20 protein-coding genes are annotated in these 22,714 nt (G+C 71.6%); 12 read left to right on the top strand and 8 right to left on the bottom strand.

Features of this window, described 5'->3' with window-relative positions:
- Positions 1–3 precede the first annotated feature (3 nt).
- From narH to ACIBI4_RS23275, 8 genes are all read left to right on the top strand, one after another.
- A complete protein-coding gene (gene narH / locus ACIBI4_RS23310) occupies positions 4–1,539 on the top strand; it encodes a nitrate reductase subunit beta (protein ID WP_399205919.1) in 1,536 nt (511 codons plus the stop codon).
- Positions 1,536–2,213: a nitrate reductase molybdenum cofactor assembly chaperone gene (narJ, locus tag ACIBI4_RS23305; RefSeq protein ID WP_399205918.1), complete on the top strand. Its 678-nt coding sequence runs from the start codon at positions 1,536–1,538 to the stop codon at positions 2,211–2,213. The genes narH and narJ overlap by 4 nt, the downstream gene beginning before the upstream one ends.
- Positions 2,213–2,941 carry a respiratory nitrate reductase subunit gamma gene (gene narI / locus ACIBI4_RS23300; RefSeq protein ID WP_399205917.1) on the top strand — a complete coding sequence of 243 codons (729 nt, stop codon included), beginning with the start codon at positions 2,213–2,215 and terminating at the stop codon, positions 2,939–2,941. Before narJ ends, narI begins: the two co-directional genes overlap by 1 nt.
- Positions 2,938–4,098: a TIGR04053 family radical SAM/SPASM domain-containing protein gene (locus tag ACIBI4_RS23295; RefSeq protein WP_399205916.1), complete on the top strand. Its 1,161-nt coding sequence runs from the start codon at positions 2,938–2,940 to the stop codon at positions 4,096–4,098. Before narI ends, ACIBI4_RS23295 begins: the two co-directional genes overlap by 4 nt.
- Before the next feature lie 123 nt (positions 4,099–4,221).
- On the top strand, positions 4,222–5,598 hold the full coding sequence (gene hemG, locus ACIBI4_RS23290; RefSeq protein WP_399205915.1) for a protoporphyrinogen oxidase: 1,377 nt from the start codon (positions 4,222–4,224) through the stop codon (positions 5,596–5,598).
- 84 nt (positions 5,599–5,682) lie between these two features.
- On the top strand, positions 5,683–7,227 hold the full coding sequence (locus ACIBI4_RS23285; protein WP_399205914.1) for an alpha/beta hydrolase: 1,545 nt from the start codon (positions 5,683–5,685) through the stop codon (positions 7,225–7,227).
- Positions 7,228–7,360: 133 nt separating this feature from the next.
- Positions 7,361–8,989 (top strand): alpha/beta hydrolase, encoded by a 1,629-nt coding sequence (locus tag ACIBI4_RS23280; protein WP_399205913.1) that lies wholly within the window; start codon positions 7,361–7,363, stop codon positions 8,987–8,989.
- On the top strand, positions 8,989–10,554 hold the full coding sequence (locus ACIBI4_RS23275) for an alpha/beta hydrolase (RefSeq protein ID WP_399205912.1): 1,566 nt from the start codon (positions 8,989–8,991) through the stop codon (positions 10,552–10,554). The genes ACIBI4_RS23280 and ACIBI4_RS23275 overlap by 1 nt, the downstream gene beginning before the upstream one ends.
- 79 nt (positions 10,555–10,633) lie before the next feature.
- Here the strand turns inward: ACIBI4_RS23275 and moeZ are convergent, their stop codons facing one another.
- The 7 genes from moeZ to ACIBI4_RS23240 form a co-directional block, all read right to left on the bottom strand.
- A complete protein-coding gene (gene moeZ, locus ACIBI4_RS23270; RefSeq protein WP_399205911.1) occupies positions 10,634–11,812 on the bottom strand; it encodes an adenylyltransferase/sulfurtransferase MoeZ in 1,179 nt (392 codons plus the stop codon).
- Between the two features lie 61 nt (positions 11,813–11,873).
- A complete protein-coding gene (locus ACIBI4_RS23265) occupies positions 11,874–12,626 on the bottom strand; it encodes a spherulation-specific family 4 protein (protein ID WP_399205910.1) in 753 nt (250 codons plus the stop codon).
- Positions 12,614–13,567, bottom strand: a complete 954-nt coding sequence (locus ACIBI4_RS23260) for an NAD-dependent epimerase/dehydratase family protein (RefSeq protein ID WP_399205909.1) — start codon at positions 13,565–13,567, stop codon at positions 12,614–12,616. The genes ACIBI4_RS23265 and ACIBI4_RS23260 overlap by 13 nt, the downstream gene beginning before the upstream one ends.
- Before the next feature lie 167 nt (positions 13,568–13,734).
- The gene (locus ACIBI4_RS23255; RefSeq protein WP_399205908.1) at positions 13,735–15,015 is read right to left on the bottom strand and encodes a hypothetical protein; all 1,281 of its coding nucleotides are present in this window, start codon (positions 15,013–15,015) and stop codon (positions 13,735–13,737) included.
- On the bottom strand, positions 15,012–16,697 hold the full coding sequence (locus ACIBI4_RS23250) for a DUF3492 domain-containing protein (RefSeq protein ID WP_399205907.1): 1,686 nt from the start codon (positions 16,695–16,697) through the stop codon (positions 15,012–15,014). Before ACIBI4_RS23250 ends, ACIBI4_RS23255 begins: the two co-directional genes overlap by 4 nt.
- A 244-nt stretch (positions 16,698–16,941) precedes the next feature.
- The gene (locus ACIBI4_RS23245; protein WP_399205906.1) at positions 16,942–18,387 is read right to left on the bottom strand and encodes a DUF3152 domain-containing protein; all 1,446 of its coding nucleotides are present in this window, start codon (positions 18,385–18,387) and stop codon (positions 16,942–16,944) included.
- 254 nt (positions 18,388–18,641) lie between these two features.
- Positions 18,642–19,613 carry an alpha/beta fold hydrolase gene (locus ACIBI4_RS23240; protein WP_399205905.1) on the bottom strand — a complete coding sequence of 324 codons (972 nt, stop codon included), beginning with the start codon at positions 19,611–19,613 and terminating at the stop codon, positions 18,642–18,644.
- A 147-nt stretch (positions 19,614–19,760) separates the two neighbouring features.
- Here ACIBI4_RS23240 and ACIBI4_RS23235 point away from each other — a divergent pair, with 147 nt between their 5' ends.
- The 4 genes from ACIBI4_RS23235 (at position 19,761) to ACIBI4_RS23220 (ending at position 21,654) form a co-directional block, all read left to right on the top strand.
- Complete coding sequence (locus ACIBI4_RS23235; RefSeq protein WP_399205904.1) at positions 19,761–19,970, top strand: hypothetical protein; 210 nt, start codon at positions 19,761–19,763, stop codon at positions 19,968–19,970.
- Between the two features lie 186 nt (positions 19,971–20,156).
- Positions 20,157–20,801: a TetR/AcrR family transcriptional regulator gene (locus ACIBI4_RS23230; protein ID WP_399205903.1), complete on the top strand. Its 645-nt coding sequence runs from the start codon at positions 20,157–20,159 to the stop codon at positions 20,799–20,801.
- A gap of 170 nt (positions 20,802–20,971) precedes the next feature.
- A complete protein-coding gene (locus ACIBI4_RS23225) occupies positions 20,972–21,199 on the top strand; it encodes a DUF3107 domain-containing protein (protein WP_399205902.1) in 228 nt (75 codons plus the stop codon).
- Positions 21,200–21,393: 194 nt separating this feature from the next.
- A complete protein-coding gene (locus ACIBI4_RS23220; RefSeq protein ID WP_399205901.1) occupies positions 21,394–21,654 on the top strand; it encodes a hypothetical protein in 261 nt (86 codons plus the stop codon).
- A gap of 13 nt (positions 21,655–21,667) precedes the next feature.
- Here the strand turns inward: ACIBI4_RS23220 and ACIBI4_RS23215 are convergent, their stop codons facing one another.
- On the bottom strand, positions 21,668–22,435 hold the full coding sequence (locus tag ACIBI4_RS23215; RefSeq protein WP_399205900.1) for a ferritin-like fold-containing protein: 768 nt from the start codon (positions 22,433–22,435) through the stop codon (positions 21,668–21,670).
- Between the last annotated feature and the right edge of the window lie 279 nt (positions 22,436–22,714).

Raw genomic sequence — 22,714 nt, 5'->3', positions numbered from 1 at the left:
ACCATGCGCGTAATGGCACAGGTAGCCATGGTCATGAACCTCGACAAGTGCATCGGCTGCCACACCTGCTCGGTCACCTGCAAGCAGGCGTGGACCAACCGCAAGGGCACCGAGTACGTCTGGTTCAACAACGTCGAGACGCTGCCCGGCCAGGGCTACCCCCGGCGCTGGGAGGACCAGGAGAAGTGGAAGGGCGGCTGGGAGCGCACCCGCTCCGGACGGCTGCGGCTCAAGGCGGGCGGCAAGGCGAAGCGGCTCGGGCAGATCTTCGCCAACCCCGAACTCCCGCAGATCGAGGACTACTACCAGCCCTGGACGTACGAGTACAAGAACCTCACCGAGGCCCCGGCGGGCGATGACATGCCCGTCGCGCGGCCCGTCAGCCAGGTGACCGGTGAGCCGATCGACAAGATCGAGTGGGGTCCCAACTGGGAGGACAACCTGGGCGGCGCGCCCGAGCACGCCGTCAAGGACCCGCTCGTGGAGAAGGTCAACGCGGTCCGTGACGAGGTCGGCGACCGGATCCGTATGGAGTTCGAGCAGAGCTTCATGTTCTATCTGCCGCGCGTGTGCGAGCACTGCCTCAACCCGGCCTGTGTGTCGGCCTGTCCGTCCGGCGCGATGTACAAGCGCGTCGAGGACGGCATCGTCCTGGTCGACCAGGACCGGTGCCGCGGCTGGCGGATGTGCGTCTCCTCCTGCCCGTACAAGAAGGTCTACTTCAACCACTCCACCGGCAAGGCGGAGAAGTGCACCTTCTGCTTCCCGCGCGTGGAGGTCGGTCTGCCGACCGTGTGCTCCGAGACCTGTGTGGGCCGGATGCGCTACCTCGGCGTGATGCTGTACGACGCGGACAAGGTCACCGAGGCCGCGGCCGTCGAGGACGAACAGGACCTCTACCCGGCCCAGGTGGAGGCCTTCCTCGACCCGCACGACCCGGCGGTGCAGGCGGCCGCGCGGGCGCACGGGATCACCGACGAGTGGCTGGACGCCGCCCGCCGCTCCCCCGTGTACGACCTCATCGCCACGTACCAGGTCGCGCTGCCGCTGCACCCGGAGTACCGGACGATGCCGATGGTCTGGTACGTTCCGCCGCTCTCGCCGGTCGTCGACGCGGTCGCCGCCACCGGCAGCGACGGTGAGGACGCGGGCAACCTGTTCGGGGCGATCGACGCGCTGCGGATACCGGTCGAGTACCTGGCCGAACTTCTCACCGCCGGGGACACGTACGCCGTCGAGGCGGTGCTGCGGCGGATGGCGGCGATGCGCGCATACATGCGGCGGGTCAATCTGCGACAGCCGCGCGACGAGTCGATCGCAGCGGCCGTCGGGCTCACGGGAGTCGAGATCGAGGACCTGTTCCGGCTGCTCGCCATCGCCAAGTACGAGGACCGGTACGTGATCCCGACGGCCGCGCGCGCCGACGCGGACGCGCTGGCCGGGACGCATCCCCTGGACGACTCCTGTCCGGTCTCCGCCGAGGCCCTCTCGGGCAGCCGCCCCCTCCTCAACCTCTCCCCGACGCGGAGGAGCGCATGACCGCGCACACCACCGAGGAGCACATGACCCCCGATGCCGTCGTACGCCTGGTGGCCGGCCGGCTGCTCCAGTACCCGGACGCGCGCCTGGCCGAGGAACTCCCGCGATACGAGGCGGCCCTCGCCGGGGCGGCCCCCGAACCGGCCCGCCTCCTCGCCTCGTTCCTCGGCCACGCGCGCGAGACGCCCGAGCTGGACCTCGCCGCGCACTACACCGACACCTTCGACACCCGGAACCGCCGCTGCCTCTACCTCACGTGGTGGACGGACGGGGACACCCGCAACCGCGGCCTCTCCCTGGTCCGGCTCAAGCGGATCTACCGGGACTTCGGCCTGGAGTACGCGGGCGACGAACTGCCCGACTTCCTGCCCGTGGCCCTGGAGTTCGCGGCGCTGCACCCCGAGGCCGGGACGCTGCTCCTGGAGGAGCACCGGGCCGGCATCGAGCTGCTCCGCCTCGCGCTGACCGCCGCGGACACCCCGTACACCCAGGTCCTCGAAGCGGTCTGCGCGACGCTGCCCGGGCCCTCCCCCGAGACGAAGGCCGAGGCGAAAGCGCTGGCCAGGCGCGGTCCGCGGCATGAGTCGGTCGGGCTCTCGGATCCGCTCGAACCCTTCGGCCCGGGAGTCGACCTGCCCTGGCCGACCCTCTCCCCGGAAAGGAGCCCGGCCTGATGGACCTCATCCTGTGGGGGGCGTTCCCCTATGTCGTCCTCGTGCTGCTGATCGCGGGGCTCGTCTGGCGGGCGCGCCACGACCGCTTCGGCTGGACCACGCACTCCACGCAGGTCCATGAGTCGCGGCTGCTCCGTATCGGCTCGCCGCTGTTCCACTTCGGGATGGCGTTCGTGGTCGTCGGGCACGTGGTCGGGCTGCTCGTCCCGAAGACCTGGACCGACGCGGCGGGGCTCAGCGACCACACGTACCACCTGCTCGCGGTCACCACGGGCTCGGTCGCGGGTGTGGCGGCGGCCGCCGGCATCGGGATCCTCGTGTACCGCCGCTTCACCGTCCCGGCCGTGAAGAAGGCGACGCTCAGGAGCGACCACCTGATGTACACGTTCCTGCTCGGCGCGATGGCGCTCGGGATCGTGGCCACCCTGCTCAACTCGACCGGCGCGATGGGCGATTACAACTACCGCGAGGGCGTCTCGCTCTGGTTCCGCTCGCTCTTCACGTTCCAGCCGGACTACGCGCTGATGGGGAAGGCACCCCTCGCCTTCCAGCTGCACGTCCTGTTCGGCCTGTGTCTCTTCCTCCTCATCCCCTTCTCGCGTCTGGTGCACATGTTCAGCGCGCCCGTGAAGTACCTCTTCCGCCCGTACGTCGTCTACCGCAGCCGCGACCCGCACCAGCTCGCCCACCGGCCGGCGCGGCGCGGCTGGGAGAGGACCGGCTCGTGAAGCACGTCGTCCGCAGCCCGAAGCACCCGGTCGACGAGCGGCCGTTCATCGTCATCTGGGAGGCGACCCGGGCCTGCCCGCTGGCCTGCCTCCACTGCCGCGCGGAGGCGCAGCTCACCCGCGACCCGGCGGAGCTGAACGGCGAGGACGCGCGCTCGCTGATGCGCCAGATCGCCTCCTTCGGCAAGCCGAGCCCGCTGTTCGTCATCACGGGCGGCGATCCCTTCCAGCGGCCGGACCTGTGCGAGCTGATCCGCTACGGGACCTCGCTCGGTCTGCGCATCGCGGTCTCCCCGTCGGGGACGCCGACCCTCACGTACGAGAACCTCGTCGCCGTACGGGAAGCGGGCGCCGTGGCCCTGTCGCTCTCCCTGGACGGCTCGACCGCCGAGCGGCACGACGCGTTCCGCGGGGTGCCCGGGGTGTACGACTGGACGCTCGACGGCTGGCGCATGGCCCGCGAACTGGGCCTCAAGGTGCAGATCAACACGACCGTCACCCGGCACAGCCTGCACGATCTCGCGGACATCGCGGCGGTCGTACGGCGCGAGGGCGCGATGATCTGGAGCGGCTTCCTGCTGGTCCCCACGGGCCGCGGCGAACAGCTCGACGCGCTCACGCCCGAGGAGGTGGAGGACGTACTCCACTTCCTCTACGACTGCGGGGCGGTCATGGCGACGAAGACGACGGAGGGTCACCACTTCCGGCGCGTGGCGATCCAGCGGACGATCCTCGCGCGGCACGGCGAGCTCCCCCAGACGGGTCCGCTGTACGCCTCACTGACCGCCCGCGCCACGGAACTCGGCCTGTTCTCGGGCCCGGCACGCTCGGTCCGCCGCCCGCCCATGGACGTCGGCTCCGGCCGCGGCTTCGTCTTCGTCTCGCACACGGGAGAGGTCCACCCGAGCGGCTTCCTGCCGCTGTCGGCGGGCAACGTGAAAAACCACCCGCTCCCCGCCATCTACCAGGGCTCGGCCCTCTTCAACTCCCTGCGCGACCCGTCGCTCCTGGAGGGCAAGTGCGGGCGGTGCGAGTTCGCGACGGTGTGCGGGGGGTCGCGGTCGCGGGCTTATGGGGTGACGGGGAGGACGCTGGCGGCGGATCCGTGGTGTGCGTACGAGCCGGGCACGTTTGAATTCAGCCCCGCCGGCGTTTGAGGCGCACCGCACCACAAATGGCCAACCGACCCCCCGGCGCCGGCCAAAAGCATGAGCCCCTAACCCCCCACCCCGCCGTAGCGTCGAAAACGCGGACAGACCCCCACCCGCGGGAGACCCCACATGCGTGAAGCGATCGTCATCGGCGGAGGCATCACCGGCCTCGCCGCAGCCTGGCAGCTGCGAGGGACCGCCGACGTCACCGTCCTCGAGAGCGAGCGGCGCATCGGCGGCAAGCTGCACACCGCCACCATCGGCGGCACCCCCGTCGACACCGGCGCCGAGTCGATCATGGCGTTGCGCCCGGAGGCCGTGGAACTGGCACAGGAGGTGGGCCTCGGCCCGGACCTGTGCGACCCGGCCACCGCCCCCACCACGGTGTGGACGGACGACGCGCTGCGCCCGATGCCCGCGGGCCATGTCCTCGGCATCCCCACGGAGCCGCGCGCCCTCGCCGGCACGGGCCTCCTGTCCGACGAGGGCCTGGAGCGCCTCTGCCAGGAGGAGAGCCGGCAGTCCGCGCCCCTCCCCCGCGACGCCGACATCTCCGTGGCCGCGTATCTCCGCGACCGCATCGGCCAGGAGGCCGTCGACCGGCTCGTCGAGCCGATGCTCGGCGGCGTGTACGCGGGCCGTGCCGACCAGCTCTCGCTGCGCTCGGCGATGCCCCGCCTCGCCGCGGTCGCCGAGCACGGCGGCTCGCTCGTCGGCGCGCTGCGCCGCGTGCGGGCCGCGGGCGCCCCGAAGGCCGCCGCGGTCCAGGGTGTGCGCGGCGGCACGGGCCGTCTCCCGCTCGCCGTCGCCCGGTCCTGCGGCGCCCGGATCCTCACGGGCACGCGCGCCGACGAACTGCAGCGCACCGCGTCCGGCCGCTGGCGGGTCCGCGCGCTGACCGCGGACGGCCCGCTGGTGATGGAGGCGGACGCGGTGATCCTCGCGCTGCCCGCCTTCGCCGCCGCCGAGCTGCTCCGCGGCCACTCGCCCGCCGCCCACGAGGAGCTGGGCCTGATCGAGCACGCCGGTTCGGCCGTGGTCACGATGGCCTTCGACCGGTCCCGGGCCTCCTTCCTGCCCGACGGCAACGGCTTCCTCGTCCCGCCGGCCGACGGCCGGACCATCAAGGCCGCCTCGTTCCTGACGAACAAGTGGGGCTGGCTGCGGGAGTCCGCGCCGGGCTCGTTCGTCCTGCGGGTCTCGATCGGCCGCGCCGGCGAGGAGGCTCGACTCGACGTCCCCGACCGGCACTTGATCCGTACGGCCATCTCCGAACTGCATCTCGCGGCCGGCCGCATGGGCGAGCCCACGGCCGCCCGTGTCACGCGCTGGGACCGCGCGCTGCCGCAGTACGGCGTCGGGCACGCCGACCGGGTCGCCCGGATCCGCGAGGCCGTGGCGAAGCTGCCGGGCATCGACGTGTGCGGGGCTGCGTACGAGGGCGTCGGGGTGGCGGCCTGTGTCGCGACGGGCCGCAAGGCCGCCCGCCGGGTCTTCGAAGGCTGAGCCACCACCGCCCGCCTCCGGTGATGATCACACGGACGGCCCGCGCCAAAGGCGACCCCCACGAAGCGCCCGCAGGATGGGGGCATGCCGAAGCCCCGCACCGTGCGTACCGCCCTGCCCGTGGTCCTCGCCCTCACCGCCGCCCTCGCCACCGGCTGCGGCGACGACTCCGGCGGGAACAAGGAAGCGGACCTCACCGCACAGCAGCTGAAGTGGAAGGACTGCCCGGCCCCGAGCGCCGCGCAGGGCGGCGGCGAGGCGCCCACCCCGCTGCCGGGCGGCACGGAGTGGCAGTGCACCACGATGAAGGCGCCCCTCGACTGGGACGAGCCGGACGGCGACACCATCGGACTCGAACTGGTCCGCGCGAAGGCGAGCGGCAAGGACCGCATCGGCTCGCTGATCTTCAACTTCGGCGGCCCGGGCGGCTCGGGCGTCACCACCCTGCCCGCCTTCGGCGAGGACTACGCGAAGCTGCGCACCCGCTACGACCTGGTGAGCTTCGACCCGCGCGGCGTCGGCCGCAGTGAACCGGTGATCTGCTTGGACGACGTCCAGCTGGACGCGTACCACCAGGAGGACGCGACCCCTGACGACGCCGAGGAGGAGCAGACGCTGCTCGACGGCGTGGAGGAGTTCAACCAGGCCTGCGACGAGCGGTCCGGGAAGATCCTGCCGCATCTGGCGACCACCGACGCGGCCAAGGACATGGACCTGATGCGCCAGGTCCTGGGCGACGACAGGCTGTACTACTTCGGGATCTCGTACGGGACCGAACTGGGCGGTGTGTACGCCCACTTGTTCCCGGACAAGGTGGGCCGTGCCGTCTTCGACGCGGTCGTCGACCCCACCGAGAACCCCGAACAGGGCTCGCTCGGCCAGGCCGCGGGCTTCCAGCTCGCGCTGGAGAACTACGCGAAGGACTGCACCTCGAAGGTCGAGGACTGCCCGGTGGGCGACACCCCGGCGGAGGTCCAGGCGAGGATCGCGAAGCTCCTGAAGGACCTGGACGAGAAGCCGATCCCGGGGCTCGGGCAGCGCGAGCTCACCCAGTCCGCCGCGACCAGCGGGATCGTGCAGACCCTGTACTCGAAGGACTTCTGGGAGTACCTGACGGAAGGGCTGCAGCAGGCGTACGACGGCGACGGCAGGATCCTGCTGACGCTCGCGGACGCGATGAGCGGCCGCAATCCGGACGGCACGTACCGCAACATCCAGGCGGCGAACGTGGCCATCAACTGCGCCGACGAGAAGCCCCGCTACACCGTCGACGACATCAAGGAGAAGCTGCCGCAGTTCCGCAAGGCGTCGCCGCTCTTCGGCGACTCGCTGGCCTGGGGCATGGCCGGCTGCAAGGGCTGGGCGGTGGACGGTGCAGCCGACCACCCGGACGTGAGCGCACCGGACTCCGCGCCGATCGTCGTCATCGGCAACACCGGCGACCCGGCGACGCCCTACGAAGGGGCCCGCAAGATGGTGGAGTCCCTGGGCGAGGGCGTCGGCATCGAGGTGACGTACAAGGGCGAGGGGCACGGCGCGTACGACAGCGGCAACGCGTGTGTACGCGACGCGGTGGACGGCTATCTGCTCGACGGCAAGGAGCCGCGGACGCGGACGGTGTGCTCGTAGGCCGGGCCCACCAAGTCCTCGGCGCCCCCATCGGCGCCACGGACAGGTCACGATCGTCGCCCGACCGCAACCACCCCTGGCATGGGCCCGCCTTTAGGATGACGGCACAGTTGCTCGAGGGGGGACGTCGTACATGGCAAGCACGTCAGGGGACCGGGCCGCAGGGCGGATAGGCACCCGCCCGTCCCAGGGCCGCCCGTCCCACGCACGGCCGACCGTCGTCGCCGTGGCCGCACTCCTCGCCGGCTCGCTCCTCGCGGGCTGCAGTGATGACGGCGGCGGATCCGACAAGGGCGGCGGTGACTCCTCCGCGTCGGCGAGCGCGCCCGCCAAGTCGCCCGGGAAGACGGACGATTCAGGTCTGCCGGCGAAGCTGACCGGCCAGCAGCTCAGCTGGGGCGAGTGCGAAGGCGGCGGCGCGGGCGCCTCCGACAGCGCGTGGAAGTGCGCGACGCTCAAGGTGCCGCTGGACTACGAGAAGCCGGACGGCAAGACGATCGGGGTGGCGCTGATCCGCAGCGTAGCCCGCGACAGCACCAAGCGGATCGGTTCGCTCCTGTTCAACTTCGGCGGTCCTGGCGGCTCCGGCGTCAGTACGCTCCCGGCGGCCGCCCCCGGCTACGGGGCGCTGCAGGAGCGCTACGACCTCGTCGGCTTCGACCCGCGCGGGGTGGAGCGCAGCGGCAAGGTGGAGTGCCGCGACGACGAGGCGACGGAGAAGTCCTTCACCACGATCGACATCACCCCGGACACGGCCGCCGAGGAGAAGGCGTACTTCAAGGACGCCGCCGCGTTCGGCGCGGGCTGCCAGGAGAAGTCCGGCGAGCTCCTCCCGTATGTCTCGACGGCGAACGCCGCGCGCGACATGGATCTGATGCGGATCGTTCTCGGCGACGACAAGCTGCACTATCTCGGTTACTCCTACGGCACCGAACTGGGCGGCACCTACGCCCACTTGTTCCCGCAGCGCGTGGGCCGGCTCGTGCTCGACGCGGTGGTCGACCCGAGCGCGGACATGGTCGGGCACGCCAAGAACCAGACGCGCGGCTTCCAGCGCGCCCTGGAGAACTACCTCAAGGACTCCGGCGAGGACCCCGAGGACGGCACGCAGAAGATCGCCGCGCTCCTGAAGTCCCTCGACCGCAAGCCGCTCCCGGCGGCGGGCGGCCGCGAGCTCAACGAAGGTCTCGGCACCACGGGCATCACCCAGGCCCTGTACTCGGAGAGCATGTGGCCGCAGCTGACGGCCGCGCTGCAGGCCGCCGAGGACGGCGACGGCTCGCCGCTGCTCGCGCTCGCCGACGAGTACAACAACCGTGACGCCTCCGGGCGTTACAGCACCCAGATGCACTCGCAGCGCTCGATCTCCTGCGTCGACACGAACGTGCGGCCGACGCCCGCGCAGGCGAAGAAGCTGCTGCCGGAGTTCCTGGAGATCTCGCCGGTCTTCGGCGGATTCCTCGGCTGGGACGCGGCCGGCTGGTGCCACAAGTGGCCGGTCCCGGGCGAACACAAGACGCCCGAGGTGAGCGCGGAGGGCGCCGCCCCGATCCTGGTGATCGGGACGACGGGTGACTCGGCGACCCCGTTCGAAGGCGCGCGGCGCATGGCCGACGAACTCGGCAAGGGCGTCGGCGTGCACCTCACGTTCAAGGGCGAGGGCCATGGCGCGTACGGCGGCGGCAACCCCTGCGTCGACTCGACCGTCGAGGACTATCTGCTCGACCACAAGGTTCCGCAAGACGGAAAGGTCTGCTCGTAATGCCCCGCAAGTCCCGCACCTCCCCCTCCATACCCGGTCAGTTCCGTGACCCGGCCGCCCCACTGCTCGTGGTCGCGGCCCTGCTGCTCGCCGGCTGCACCACCGGCGGCGGGAGCGACCCGGACGACTCCGCCTCGAGGGGCGGCGGCAAGGGCGTACCGGACACGAGCACCGTCGACTGGACCCGCTGCAAGGCGCCGACCCCGAACCAGGGCATCGGCAAGGCGCCGGGCTCCAAGTGGGAGTGCGGGACGCTTCAGGCGCCGCTCGACCACGAGAAGCCGGACGGCGAGAAGATCAAGATCGCGCTGATCCGCAAGCCCGCCACCGAGCCGGACCGCCGGATCGGCGCGCTCCTGTACAACTTCGGCGGCCCGGGCGGCTCGGGCATCTCGACGCTGCCGCAGGCGGCGGGGGACTACGGGGATCTCAACGAGCGCTATGACCTGGTGAGTTTCGATCCGCGGGCGGTCGGTGAGACGGCGACGGTGCGCTGTGTCGACGACAAGGAGATGGACCGTCTCTCCCAGGAGGACGACGGCCCGCCCGAGACCCCGGCCGAGGAGGCCGAGGACACCGCCGAGTCGCGCGAGCAGATCGAGGCCTGCGAACAGAAGGCCGGCAAGCTCCTTCCGCACGTCGGCACCACGGACACGGCCCGCGACATGGACCTGATCCGCGAGGCGCTCGGCGAGAAGAAGCTCAACTACTTCGGCATCTCGTACGGGACCGAACTGGGCGGCGTGTACGCCCACTTGTTCCCGTCGAAGGTCGGCCGGACGGTCTTCGACGCGGTCGTCGACCCGACGCAGGGGCAGATCGAGAGCGGTCTCGCGCAGGCGAAGGGCTTCCAGCTGGCCCTGGAGAACTACCTGAAGGGCACGGGCAAGGACCCGCAGAAGGGCGCGGCCCAGATCACGGAGCTCCTGGAGAAGGCGGAGGCGCGGCCGCTGTCCACCAGCACCCCGGGCCGCAAGCTGACCCGCGGCCTCGCCGAGACGGGCATCGCGGCCGCGCTCTACAGCGAGGAGACCTGGCCGTATCTGACGCAGGGCCTCCAGGAGGTCGAGAACGCCGGCTCGGGCTCGATCCTGCTGCTCCTCGCCGACGCCTACAGCGGCCGTGACCCGCAGTCCGGCCGCTACAACAACATGGCGCAGGCGAATGCGGCGATCCGCTGCGCCGACTCCAGCGAGCGCTTCGGCTTCGCCGACGTCAAGCGCGCGATGCCCTCGTACGAGAAGGCCTCCCCGGTCTTCGGCGCCTCGATGGTCTGGGGCCTGATGTCCTGCACGGACTGGCCGGTCGACGGGGAGCGCAAGACGCCCGAGGTCTCCGCGAAGGGCGCCCCGCCGATCGTCGTCATCGGCAACACCGGCGACCCCGCGACGCCGGTCGAGGGCGCCGAGAAGATGGCCGAGGCGCTGGGCCCGGACGTCGGGGTGAACGTGACGGTCGACGGCGAGGGCCATGGCACGTACGGCGTGAACGACTGCGCGACCGAAACGGTGGACGCGTTCCTGCTGGACGGCAAGGTGCCGGACGACGGGAAGACCTGCAAGTAGGCGTGGATACGGCAGCGGGGTCCGCCTCTCGGAAGAGGCGGACCCCGCTGTCGTACGTACCGTCCGTGGACGGACTGTCCTAGTAGATCGGCTTCTCGGGCTCGATCTGGTTGACCCAGCCGATCACGCCGCCGCCGACGTGGACCGCGTCGGCGAAGCCCGCGGACTTGAGGACGGCAAGGACTTCCGCACTGCGGACACCCGTCTTGCAATGCAGGACGATCTTCTTGTCCTGCGGCATGTCCTGGAGCGCGGCGCCCATGAGGAACTCGTTCTTCGGGATCAGCTTCGCGCCCGGGATCGAGACGATCTCGTACTCGTTCTGCTCGCGGACGTCGATGATCTCGATGTTCTCGCCCTCGTCGATCCACTCCTTGAGCTGCTTGGGAGTGATCGTCGAGCCGAGGGCCGCCTCCTGGGCCTCGTCGGAGACGACGCCGCAGAAGGCCTCGTAGTCGATGAGCTCGGTGACGGTCGGGTTCTCACCGCAGACCGCGCAGTTCGGGTCCTTGCGGACCTTGACCTGGCGGTACTGCATCTCCAGGGCGTCGTAGATCATCAGGCGGCCGACCAGCGGCTCACCGATGCCCGCGAGGAGCTTGATGGCCTCGTTGACCTGGATCGAACCGATCGAGGCGCACAGGACACCGAGCACGCCGCCCTCGGCGCAGGACGGGACCATGCCCGGCGGGGGCGGCTCCGGGTAGAGGCAGCGGTAGCAGGGGCCGTGCTCGGACCAGAAGACGGACGCCTGGCCGTCGAAGCGGTAGATCGAGCCCCAGACGTACGGCTTGTTGAGCAGCACGCACGCGTCGTTGACGAGGTAGCGCGTGGCGAAGTTGTCCGTGCCGTCGACGATGAGGTCGTACTGGCTGAAGATGTCCATCACGTTCTCGGCCTCGAGCCGCTCTTCGTGAAGGATCACGTTCACATACGGGTTGATGCCCTTGACCGAGTCGCGCGCGGACTCCGCCTTGGAGCGGCCGATGTCCGCCTGGTTGTGGATGATCTGGCGCTGCAGGTTCGACTCGTCGACCTCGTCGAACTCCACGATGCCGAGCGTGCCGACACCTGCGGCGGCCAGGTACATGAGCGCGGGCGAGCCGAGGCCGCCCGCACCGACGGCGAGCACCTTGGCGTTCTTCAGCCGCTTCTGCCCGTCCATCCCGACATCCGGGATGATCAGGTGGCGGGAGTACCTGCGGACCTCGTCGACGGTGAGCTCTGCAGCAGGCTCGACCAAGGGTGGCAGCGACACGGGGACTCCGTAAATCGGTATGCGAACAGTGGTTCTTCCCGTAACGCTGCCACAGCCTTCTTCATTCCGAGACACCCCGTCCGATACGCGAGACGATTTCGTCCCAGTACCCGGGCAGCGCCTCGAAGGGGTCGACCGTGCGGTGCTGGTCCGTGCGGTCCGTGAACCAGATCGTGCCCGCTCCCTGCCAGCGGGCGATGCGCAGGGCCTCCTCCAGGTGACCGAGCGGCATGCCGTGCACGAAGTGGCAGAACTTCTCGGGCTCGTAGTCGGCCGTCCACTCGGCGACCTGCGACCAGCGGTAGTCGCTCCACGAGCCGCTGAAGGTCACCAACTGGTCGGCGTTCTCGGCGTATCCGGGGTGCGGGTGGGCTCCGTGGCCGAAGACCAGGTGGCCGTCGGGCAGGAGCGCCTTGAGGGTGGCGGCGATCCTGCGGGTCTCGGGCAGCGCGGCCCGCTCGGTGGGGGCGCGGTCCGCGTAGAAACCGTCGACCTGGTACCAGTCGAGGTAGCGGTGCGCGTCCGAGACCAGCTCGCCGAAGGAGCGGGCGCCGAAGGCGAGGTCGAGGTGACCGAGGACACGCGTGCCGGCGTTACGGAGCTTTCCGGATGCTTCCAGACAGTGCGGATCGGGACGGGCGCCCGGCCCATTGGCGACATTCAGCACAGTCCAGTGCAGTGGAATGCCGGGACGGGTCAGGGTGGCCCACTCCATGGGGGCCACCAGCGGGTGGGCGTAGCCGGGCACGCCCAGGCCCATGGTCGTGCCCTCGGTCTGCTGCGGTGTACCCGTGGTGGTGATCAGATGCGACATGCCGCCTCCATCCAGATGTCGGCGAGGGACTCTTCGAGGTTGATCCGGGGCCGCCAGCCGAGCCGGTCGCGCGCGGTGCGCACATCGGCCTGCTGCCAGCTGCCGCAGCCGTCCGGGTAGGGGTAGGCCGCGGGTGCCGTATCGGATTCGGTACGGGGGTGGCCGATGGATGGCCGTCCGCCCGGTCCGCCGTCCAGTTCGTGCAGGGCGCCGCCGTATCCGGCGACGCGGGCGAGCACGGCCGCGGCGTCGCGCAGCTTCACGGCCCGCCCGGACCCGATGTTGACGACGCCTTGCGCCGCCGAGAGCGAGGCGGCGTGCACCGCCCTGGCGACATCGCGTACGTCCACGAAGTCGCGCTGCACGCCGAGGCCCGCGAGCTTGAGCTCGCCGTCACCGGCCTGCATGGCGCGGCGCATGGCCTCGGCGAGGCGGCCGAGCGGGGAGCCGGCCGGGGTGCCGGGCCCGGCGGGCGAGAACACCCGCAGCACCACGGCGTCGAGACCGGCGCCGAGCACCAGCTCGGTGGCGGCGAGCTTGCTCACGCCGTACGGGCCGCCGGGCCGCGGAATCGCGTCCTCACCGGTCGAGGACCCCGGCTGGCTCGGCCCGTACTCGGCCGCGCACCCCAGCTGCACCAGCCGGGCCCCGCAGCCGCTCCTGCGTAACGCCTCGCAGACGGTGGCCACGGCGACGGTGTTGTGCCGTGTCAGGTCCCGGGCGCCGCCTCGGGTGGCCCCCGCACAGTTCACCACGACACCGGGATGCACGGCATCGAGAAACCTGGTCAGGGCGCCAGGACTCCCACTCGCGAGATCGAACCGCACATCGGCGTCGTCCCCACGCCCGAGCGCGGTCAGCTGCACGGCCGGATCGGCCAACAGCCGATCAGCCACAAACCGCCCCAGATACCCATTGGCCCCGAGCAACAGAACCCTCATCGCCCGCCTCCACCGTTCCGTTCCTCACACATGCACATCGTTGGTACTCCTCAGGGCTGTTCGGGTTGGGGGAGGTTGGTGGGGTGGGGTGGGGTGGGGCTCGGGTGCGGGAAGCCGGCGGTGGGCTGGTGGGGCCGGCTTGGTGGGCGGGGCCCCCACGACCGGCCTCACCGCACCCCCTCCGCATGCGCCGACGCCCGCGTCATCCGCCGCATCGCATGCACCAGCAGCACCCCCGCCGCACCTCCGCACGCGAGGACCGGAACGGCCCCCGGCCCCCACGCCCCGACGAGGGACGAGACGGGCGCGCCAAGGAAGTCGAAGCCGGGCAGCCGCCCGCCGAGAGAGGTCGCCAGCGCCAGCCCTTCGGCCGCACAGGCTGCGCCCAGCATGAGCGCCCCCGCGTCCGGGAAGCCGTGCACCTCCAGCAACCGCGCGAGCAGCAGCAGCGCCCCGAGCGCGACCGCGGGACCGATCCCCCGCGCTCCCTCCCCCAGCACCGCCCCGGTCGCGAGCAACAGACAGAGCAGCGCCGCGAGGAACACCGCGAACACGCCGCCGAGCAACGGCCGCACCGCGTCAGCGAAGTCGTCGAGCCCCCGGCTCGCCGCGAGCGTCCGCGCGCTCTGCACCGCGAACATCCGCGCGCACCACGCCGCGGGCAGCACGGCGAGCGCGAGCCCGAGCACGGGTGCCGTATGCACCGGCCAGGGCCCTTCGGGCCCGCCGCGGAGAATCCCGGAGAGCAGCCCTTCGCCGAGGAGCGCGTACGCGATCAGACAGCCGGTCCACATCCGCGTGGCCCCGACCTGCCGCCCGAGCACCCGCAGCGGCCCCTGCCGCAGCGCGACCCGGAGCGCGATCCCCACGGCCAGCGCACCGAGCGCCCCCGCGACAAGCTTCCCCGTACCGGAGGTGAGGTCGAGCGCGGCCACCGCCATGGCGCACACCGCGCCGGGCAGCATCGCGAACACGGCCCATCCGACGGGGACTTGGGGCCCGGCCACCGGAGGGGCGGGCACCAGGACGGGCGCCGCTTCCTCGTCGCGCGCGGCCCGTGCGTACATCTCCTCGGCGAGCGAGAACACATCGCGGTGCCGGAACCGCGCCGCCGTACGGTCCGTGACGCCGTGGGCCTCAAGACCGGCGGCGATCTCCAGCGGATCCACGGCCTGTTCGCACAGCTCGCGGTGCCGGTGCATCAGCGCCTTCACGGGGTCGACCCCGCCCCGGCGCCCGCCGGGCCTGCGCGCTTTCCCTTTCACCGCCGACACCTCCGCGGCACGTGAGCCGCCGGACGCATCCGTATGTGAACCCCCGGCTGCGTCCGTACGCGAGCCCGTGAGCGCGGCCCCGGCGAGCACTTCCTCGGACCGTGTGTCCCAACTCCCGGGCGTCACCGGGGTGGTGGGCCCATCCGCCTCCGCGGGCGTACGGTTCTCGCTCACCGCTCCCCCTCGACGACGGCCACGGCCCCCACGGGCTCGTCCTCAACCGGAGGTGAAGCCGGCGCGGCCCATGTGGGCCCCCGCTCGGGCCCGGCGGTCCACCGCCCGGGCACGAACACCTCGGCCGGATTGGCGAACGGCTGCGGCTCCCCGGCCTCGTCCAGCGCCTCCCTCCGTACGGGATGGTGCGAGACGATCTCCAGGTAAATGCTGTGAAATGCCGCGATGTTCTGGTCCACCGTGAAGAGCTCCAGGGCGCGCGCCCGCGCCGCCGCGCCCAGCCGGTCCCGCCGTTCGGGATCCCGCAGCAGCGCCAGGCAGGCATCCGCGAGCGCCCGCGGATTGCGCGGGGGCACCACGAGCCCCGTACCGCCGATGACCTCGACCACCGCGCCGACGTCCGTCGACACCGTGGCCCGGCCGCAGAACATCGCCTCGACCAGGCTGATCGGGAAGCCCTCGACCACGCTGGACAGGACGACGACACTGCCCGCCCCGTACGCATCGGCGAGCTCGGGCACCTCGGGCCCGCCGATCTCCTCGAAGGAGACGGGGTTGTCGCCGACCGCGTGCACCCCCTCCGCCTCGTCGGGGAAGAGCTGCGCCGCGAGCGCCTCGCAATGCGCGAGATACGTGGCCGCCTCGGGCCCGTCCGCCGGGGCGCCGACGATGCGCAGCCGCACCTTCGGCTCCTCCTTGCGGATCTCCGCGAAGGCGTGGAGCAACGCGATGAGGTCCTTCGAGGGCTCGATCCGCCCGACCCACACCAACGTGTCGGGATCGGCGAGTTCGGTCGACTCGCCGACCTCCGCGAAGCGCGAGGACTCCATCCCCGGATACACCGTGCGCAGCTTGGCCCGGTCGGCGCCGCAGCGCTCCTGCCAGCGGCGCGCGTGCGTATTGCCCGGGGTGATCAACTCGGCCTGCCGGTAGACCTCTTCGGCGAGCCGGCCGTGGAAGCCCGCGAGCAGCGCACGCGCGGGCGCGCTCAGCGTGCCCGCGGCCCCCAGGTAATGCGCCCTCAACTGCACTCCGTACTCCGTGACGAGGAGCGGCACGCCGAAGAAGCGCTTCGCCAGCAGCCCCGGCAGCGCCGCCGCGCCCCCCGACGCGGCATGGCACAGGTCGACGGCACCGAGGCCGCCCTCGACCTCCTCGTACCAGTCGAGCGTGAGCGGCCGCAGTGTGCGCTCGATCAGCCCGGCGACGGTCAGCAGATCGGCCACCCGCGCCTGGCGCGCGGCCCGCGGCGCACCGGCCGCGCGGCTCGCCTTCTCCAGGACGCCGACGGCCGCCTCGGAGCGCAGCGCGGCGGCGAGCCCGCCCTCCTCGCGCTCCAGGTCGGCGAGCCCGTAGAGCCCGTTGGCGAAACGGTCCGCCCCGGCGCTCCCCTCGGCACAGACGGCCGCGGCCAGCTCCCCCCAGTGCTCGGCGAAGCGGCGCCGTGCGCGCCTGCCGTACACCACCCCGTCGTCCTCGGCCGTCCACAGCGGAGCCGTGCGCACCCGGTGCACCTGGGGCGGCAGCTGGATCCACCCCTGCTCCTCCTGGTGCGCGCTGCGGCTGAGCGCGAAGATGTCGAACTCATGCCGGTCGAGCCCGCGCACGAGGCGATCGCACCAGAGTCTGGCCTCACCCGTCACATACGGATAGCCACCCTCCGTGAGCAGTCCGATGCGCACGAGTACACCCCCGATCTTCCCTTGACTGGGGCTCCGCGATCCCGTGTGGTCCCGGTGGCCCCCCGCGAAACGAACGTATGCGGATATGCCGGTGGCGCGATGGACGGTTGTCCATCGCGCCACCAGAAGGGGTGAACGGCCGTAACTTTCCTGGCCGGGTAGCGTTTCGTCGCGCTAGGCGCGCAATCGATTACGCATGGTCAGACCCGGCCCATGGCTTGCGCCGCACAACAAGGTGTGCGGCTCAACTCCGGGGGTACGCCCAGGGGTTGGCCCGGCACGAGATGCCGTCGGCCTCCAGGAACTTCGTCTGCTGCTGCATCACGGGCGCGAGCGCCCCGTCGGCGCTGCACGTGACGTGGTTGAAGCCGAGCCGGTGGCCGACCTCGTGATTGATGAGCATCTGCCGGTACGCGAAGATCGCGTCGCCGTACGTCTCGGCGCCCTGCGCCCACCGGTCCGCGTTGATCATCACGCGGTCCGTGGCGGCGGAGTCGCAGGAGACGTTGTCCACCGTCGTGTCCAGACCGGACTTCTTGCACCACTCGGCGGTGGTGCCCCGGCTGGCCAGCGTGATCACGAAGTCCGCGTCCCCGTCGGCGACCCGCTCGAAGGTCCGCTCGCCCTTGTGCGCCCAACTCCGGTCGTCGTTCAGGGTCTTCTGCACGGCCTCGGCGAACAGCCCGCCGTCCAGGCCGAGTCCCTTCTCGACGTCCACGCGGTAGGTCCACTTCCGCCCGGCGCCCGGCGCCTTCGCGGCCCCGCCGACCGCCTCGAACTCGCCGCTCGCCCGCTTCGGCGGCAGGTCGTTCCGCTTGGCCATCTTCTGCTCGTACGTGAGCGGCGTGGGCGCGGACTCCCGCTCGTCGGACCGCGAGGCCTCCGAGGCACCGCCCCGTTCACCGCCCTTGGCGTCGGCGGCCTGCGCCTGCGGGTCCTTGTCGCGCCCGTCGGTGACCTGCCCGGCGACGACCACCGCGAGCACGGTGGTCACGGCGGCGGCCGCGATCCCGGTGAAGGTGCGCCCCTTGGTGTTCTTCTGCGGCGGATCCCGCCGGACGGGCGCGGCCTGCGGCGCCTCGTCCGCGGCCAGCTCGTGCCGGTAGTCGGTGACGGCGGCGTACGGATCACGGGAAGGCCGGCGGGACGCCGGGTCGAAGAGATCCGGGTCGTCGGCGAGGGGATCGAGCCCGTCGGCCCCGTCGAAAGCGGAGACGTACTCCTGACGAGGCCCGGGGATACGGGGCTGGGGGCCGGTCTGCGTGATGCGGGGCTGGGGTCCCGTGTGGGTGACGCGCGGCTGCGGTCCGGTCTGCGTGATCCGAGGCTGCGGTCCCGTCTGGGTGACGCGCGGCTGCGGTCCCGTCTGCGAGATACGAGGCTGCGGCCCGGTCTGAGTGACGCGCGGCTGCGGTCCCGTCTGGGTCACGCGCGGCTGCGGACCCGTCTGCGAGATACGAGGCTGCGGACCCGTCTGCGTCACCCGGGGCAGCGGCCCCGTCGACGTGACGCGCTGCTGCGGGCCGCCGGGTATCGCGCCCCAGCCGCCCCCGCCCTCACGCTGCTGCGGATGCGCCCGCCCCGCGGAGGGCGGTGGGACGCGCGGGGTGCCGTGCGGCGGGGTCATCGCCGGGCGGCCCTGCGGCGGCATCCCGGGCCTGGCCTGCGGCATCCCGCGCGGCGGTGTCATGTCGGGGCGCGCCTGCGGCACGCCTCGCGGCGGGGTCAGGTCGTGACGGGGCGGGCCGGCGGGCCACCCCTGCGCCCCGGCCGGGTATCCCTGCGGCGGCGGCCCATCGGGGCCCGGGCGCCGACGGCGCCCCGTCCCGTCCGCGGATCCCGTGGGGACGACGGGTATCGCCCCGGTGTCCCTCGCATCCCCCGAACCCCTCGCGTCCCCGGCGTTCTTCCCGCCTTTGCGCGCATGCCTGCCCACGGGCCGCCTCAGCTCTCCACCGTCAAGTCGCCTTGCGCGGCGAGCAGTTCACGTACGGCCGTGGCCACCACGTCCGGATACTCCATCATCGCCACATGCCCCGCCTCGGGCAGCGACAGCAGCCGCGAGCCGCGGAACGCGCGGGCGGCCTTGCGTGCCATGCGGTACGAGACCAGCTGGTCCCGCCCGCCGTACACCAGCAGCGTCGGCGCGAGCACCCGCTCGGCCTGGCGCCACAGTCCGTGCTGGCCGCCGAGGGTGTACGCGTCCACGATGCCGCGCGCCGAACGGGCCATCGCGTCCCAGAAGTACGGGAGCTGAAGGCGTCGCTCCATCTCCTGCACCGCGTGCGCGAAGCCCTCGGGGGTGACCCGCCCGGGGTCGCCGTAGCAAAGGGACATCACGCCGCGCGTCCGCATCTCCGGCGTCCAGTCCTTCGTCAGCTTCGCGAAGAGCTGGGCGACGCCCGGCAGCGCGACCAGCGCGGTCGGCATCGCGGTGCGCTGCACCCGGATCTCGGGCAGTGCGGGCGAGACAAGGGTGAGGGTCCGTACGAGATCGGGCCGGACCGCGGCGATCCGGGTGGCGACCGCGCCGCCCATCGAATTGCCGAACAGATGCACCGGCCCGCGGCCGCTCGCGTCGAGCAGCCGGATCACCGCGCGGGCGTGCCCGGTCACCGAGTAGTTGCTGTCGTCCGGCGGCGGCGAGTCGCCGAAGCCGGGCAGATCGACCGCCTCGCAGTCCACGACGTCCTCGAGCAGCGGCATCAGCGCCGACCAGTTCTGCGAGGAGCCGCCGAGCCCGTGCACGAACAGGGCGGGCGGCAGACCGGCACGGACCGGCGGTCTCGAGCGCACCGCGAGCGTCAGCCCCGGAAGGGACACCTGGCGCAGCTTCTCGCCCTCGGCGACCCGCACCGGCAGCGTTTTCGGGGTCGCCGCGGCGGCGACGGCACCGGGCAGCTCGGTCGAAGACATAGAGCGATGTTACGAGACGATCACGCGTTGGATCACGTGTTCGCGGTCACACGATCGCGTAGCGCCCGGAAACGGACTCTCCTACGCTCATGAGGGAAGGGCATTCGCCCTGTCCCCTGCCTTTTCTTCCCAGAGAGGGAGGCAGTCATGACGGTCGACCCCACCGAGCCGGACACCTTCGAGCAGGATCTCGCCCTCGATCCGGATGCCCCGGAGGCCGACGCCGCCGAGCAGCGGACCGAGCTGCGGCAGCACCAGGACGACTCCGCGGAAGGTTTTGATCCCGCGGCCGCAAACGCCGCGGATGTCGCGGAACAGGCCAGGGTGGTGGATCTTGACGAGGAGGACTACCGCTGATTCCCGCTGATTACCACTGACCGGGTGCGGAATGCCGCAGATCATGCGAACAACGGTGAACACCGCTCAACAAGTCGCCGGTCCGTGAAATTCTGCCTCCGCACCGCGCACACCACGGTTACCGAAAAGTACGATGGCGAAGCGGCAGCACACCGCACAAGGAACGTTCATGTATGGGGAGGCGGCGTGACAGCCACCGAGCAGACCGAGGCCGCGGCTCGCCCGCGGGGCACCCGCCTGCCGCGCCGGGCCCGCCGCAACCAGCTTCTGGGCGCGGCCCAGGAAGTCTTCGTTGCGCAGGGTTACCACGCGGCGGCGATGGACGATATCGCCGAGCGCGCGGGTGTCAGCAAGCCGGTGCTCTACCAGCACTTCCCCGGCAAGCTCGACCTCTATCTCGCACTTCTCGACCAGCACTGCGAGTCGCTCCTGACCTCGGTGCGCACCGCGCTGGCGTCCACGACGGACAACAAGCTGCGCGTGGCCGCGACGATGGACGCGTACTTCGCGTACGTACAGGACCAGGGCGGCGCGTTCCGTCTTGTCTTCGAGTCGGACCTCACCAATGAGCCGGCCGTGCGCGAGCGGGTCGAGAAGGTGACGCTGGAGTGCGCCACCGCGATCAGTGAGGTCATCGCCGAGGACACCGGCCTTTCGAAGGACGAGTCGATGCTGCTCGCCGTCGGTCTGGGCGGTTTCGCCCAGGTCGTGGCGCGCTACTGGCTGCACAGCGAGTCCAAGGTCGACCGCGACAAGGCGGTCGGTCTGCTGACGTCGCTGGCGTGGCGGGGTGTGGCGGGCTTCCCGCTGCACGGCACCGACCAGCACTAGGGCCTGTCCGGCGGGGCACCGGTCGCCCTTGGGTGACACGGCCGCGTATTCCTTCCTGATGTTCGCTGCGAGCGTGCACGGCGGCGCGCTGCCGAGTCCCCTCACCGGGCTAATGTTGGCGCGTACGGCGCGGACGCCCGCGCATCACTGACCGTCGGAGGGACAAAGCCGTGGAGGTCAAGATCGGCGTGCAGCACGCGCCGCGCGAGATCGTTCTGGAGAGCGGCCAGACCGCCGCAGAGGTCGAGAAGGCGGTGTCCGAGGCGCTGAGCGGCAAGTCTCAGCTGCTCACTCTCGAGGACGACCACGGCCGCAAGGTCCTGGTGCCGGCCGACCGGCTCGCGTATGTCGAGCTCGGCGAGCCGACCGCCCGCAAGGTGGGTTTCAGCGCGCTCTGATCCGCGCCGCCGAAGATGAACGGGACGGGCCCCGGAGGTGAACTCTCCGGGGCCCGTCCCTTTGGTTCGCGCCGTGTTCGCGCCGTGTTCGCGCAGGGCTCAAGTCGCCTGCCGCGCGGGAGGGTTGCATTCCGCGCACCCCGGGTAGGACCGGCTGTGACCGTTTTGCACCCCGGGCCGCGCAGGAGGACCTCATGATCCTGGAAGCACTCGCCTCCGCTCTGCTGGGGCTCGCGCTCGCCCTCCTCGCGTCCCACCGCCTGCCGAGCCGGCTGCCGTCCCGCCGGCTCGTCCTCGCGACCGGCGCGAGCGGAGCGGTCTTCGGCGCCCTGATCACGCACTCGTCCCTGGGCCCGGGCCACGCACCGGCGACGCTCGGCGGCGCGGTGGTGGTGGCCCTGGCCTCGGTGTCGCTCCTGGTGCGCTCAGGGAAGTTCAGCCCCGCCGGCATCTGAGGCGGAGCCCGCCTTACGCAGCGAGCCCCAGCGCAGCCATCCGCTTCGTGTGCGCCTCGGTGATCCGCGAGAACATCCGCCCGACCTCCGCGAGGTCGAACCCGTCCGCGACCCCGCCCACGAGCATCGTGGAGAGCGCGTCCCGGTCCGCCACGACCCGCTGCGACTGCGACAGGGCCTCGCCCATGAGACGGCGGGCCCACAGTGCGAGACGGCCGCCCACGCGGTGGTCGGCGTCGATCGCGGCGCGCACCTTCTCCACGGCGAACGAGGCGTGGCCCGTGTCGTCGAGGACGGCCAGCACCAGGGCGCGCGTATCGCTGTCGAGGCGGGCCGCGACCTCGCGGTAGAAGTCGGAGGCGATCGAGTCGCCCACGTACGCCTTGACCAGGCCCTCCAGCCAGTCCGACGGGGCCGTCTGCCGGTGGAAGCCGTCGAGCGCGGCGACGAAGGGGTCCATCGCCTCGGTCGGCTCGGCGCCGATCGCGGAGAGCCGGTCGCGCAGCTGCTCGAAGTGGTGGAACTCGGCCGAGGCCATCTTCGCCAGCTCGGCCTTGTCGGCCAGCGTCGGCGCCAGCTTCGCGTCCTCGGCGAGGCGCTCGAACGCGGCGAGCTCACCGTAGGCAAGGGCACCGAGGAGGTCGACGACCGCGGCGCGGTACTGCGGGTCGGCGCTCGCCGTGGCCCAGTCCTGAGCGGCGATTCCGGTGGGAGCCGGGGTCTCGGTGGCCGCGTCCGTGCTGCTGTCAGTCGTCTTGTCAGGCGTCTCCATGAAGCGCACAATAGCCCGCCCGCACCGCCTGGTAAGCCCCTGCTCAACGGCTGTGACCAGCGTGACGTGAGGAATTTGACAGACACGCCTGCGGGTACTCGGGGTACAGTGGTAAAGCGCCCGCTGAGCCGTGGCCGGATTACTGCTGCGTACGAGAGGTACGAAGCGGTTCGGCCGCCTCGACGGGCCATCCGAATGAGGATGCCCGGTCGGTGGCCCGATCGGCTCCGACCCGACAGCCCTCAAGTGCGTACGTGCATGTACGTCCCGGAGGGGCCCCTCAGCGGC

The organism is Streptomyces sp. NPDC050418, from assembly GCF_044458745.1.
GTDB lineage: Bacteria > Actinomycetota > Actinomycetes > Streptomycetales > Streptomycetaceae > Streptomyces.
Note: the sequence above shows the minus strand (reverse complement) of the source record. Positions and strands in the feature narration are given on the sequence as shown.

Bases quoted from the DNA above. Each gene is read 5' to 3' on its own strand.
- ACIBI4_RS23275 (WP_399205912.1), top strand. From the start codon at position 8,989: ATGCCCCGCAAGTCCCGCACCTCCCCCTCCATACCCGGTCAGTTCCGT.
- ACIBI4_RS23280 (WP_399205913.1), top strand. From the start codon at position 7,361: ATGGCAAGCACGTCAGGGGACCGGGCCGCAGGGCGGATAGGCACCCGC.
- narH (WP_399205919.1), top strand. From the start codon at position 4: ATGCGCGTAATGGCACAGGTAGCCATGGTCATGAACCTCGACAAGTGC.
- ACIBI4_RS23260 (WP_399205909.1), bottom strand. From the start codon at position 13,567: ATGAGGGTTCTGTTGCTCGGGGCCAATGGGTATCTGGGGCGGTTTGTG.
- ACIBI4_RS23220 (WP_399205901.1), top strand. From the start codon at position 21,394: ATGATCCTGGAAGCACTCGCCTCCGCTCTGCTGGGGCTCGCGCTCGCC.
- ACIBI4_RS23240 (WP_399205905.1), bottom strand. From the start codon at position 19,613: ATGTCTTCGACCGAGCTGCCCGGTGCCGTCGCCGCCGCGGCGACCCCG.
- narI (WP_399205917.1), top strand. From the start codon at position 2,213: ATGGACCTCATCCTGTGGGGGGCGTTCCCCTATGTCGTCCTCGTGCTG.
- ACIBI4_RS23245 (WP_399205906.1), bottom strand. From the start codon at position 18,387: ATGACACCGCCGCGCGGGATGCCGCAGGCCAGGCCCGGGATGCCGCCG.
- ACIBI4_RS23235 (WP_399205904.1), top strand. From the start codon at position 19,761: ATGACGGTCGACCCCACCGAGCCGGACACCTTCGAGCAGGATCTCGCC.
- ACIBI4_RS23265 (WP_399205910.1), bottom strand. From the start codon at position 12,626: ATGTCGCATCTGATCACCACCACGGGTACACCGCAGCAGACCGAGGGC.
- ACIBI4_RS23285 (WP_399205914.1), top strand. From the start codon at position 5,683: ATGCCGAAGCCCCGCACCGTGCGTACCGCCCTGCCCGTGGTCCTCGCC.
- narJ (WP_399205918.1), top strand. From the start codon at position 1,536: ATGACCGCGCACACCACCGAGGAGCACATGACCCCCGATGCCGTCGTA.
- hemG (WP_399205915.1), top strand. From the start codon at position 4,222: ATGCGTGAAGCGATCGTCATCGGCGGAGGCATCACCGGCCTCGCCGCA.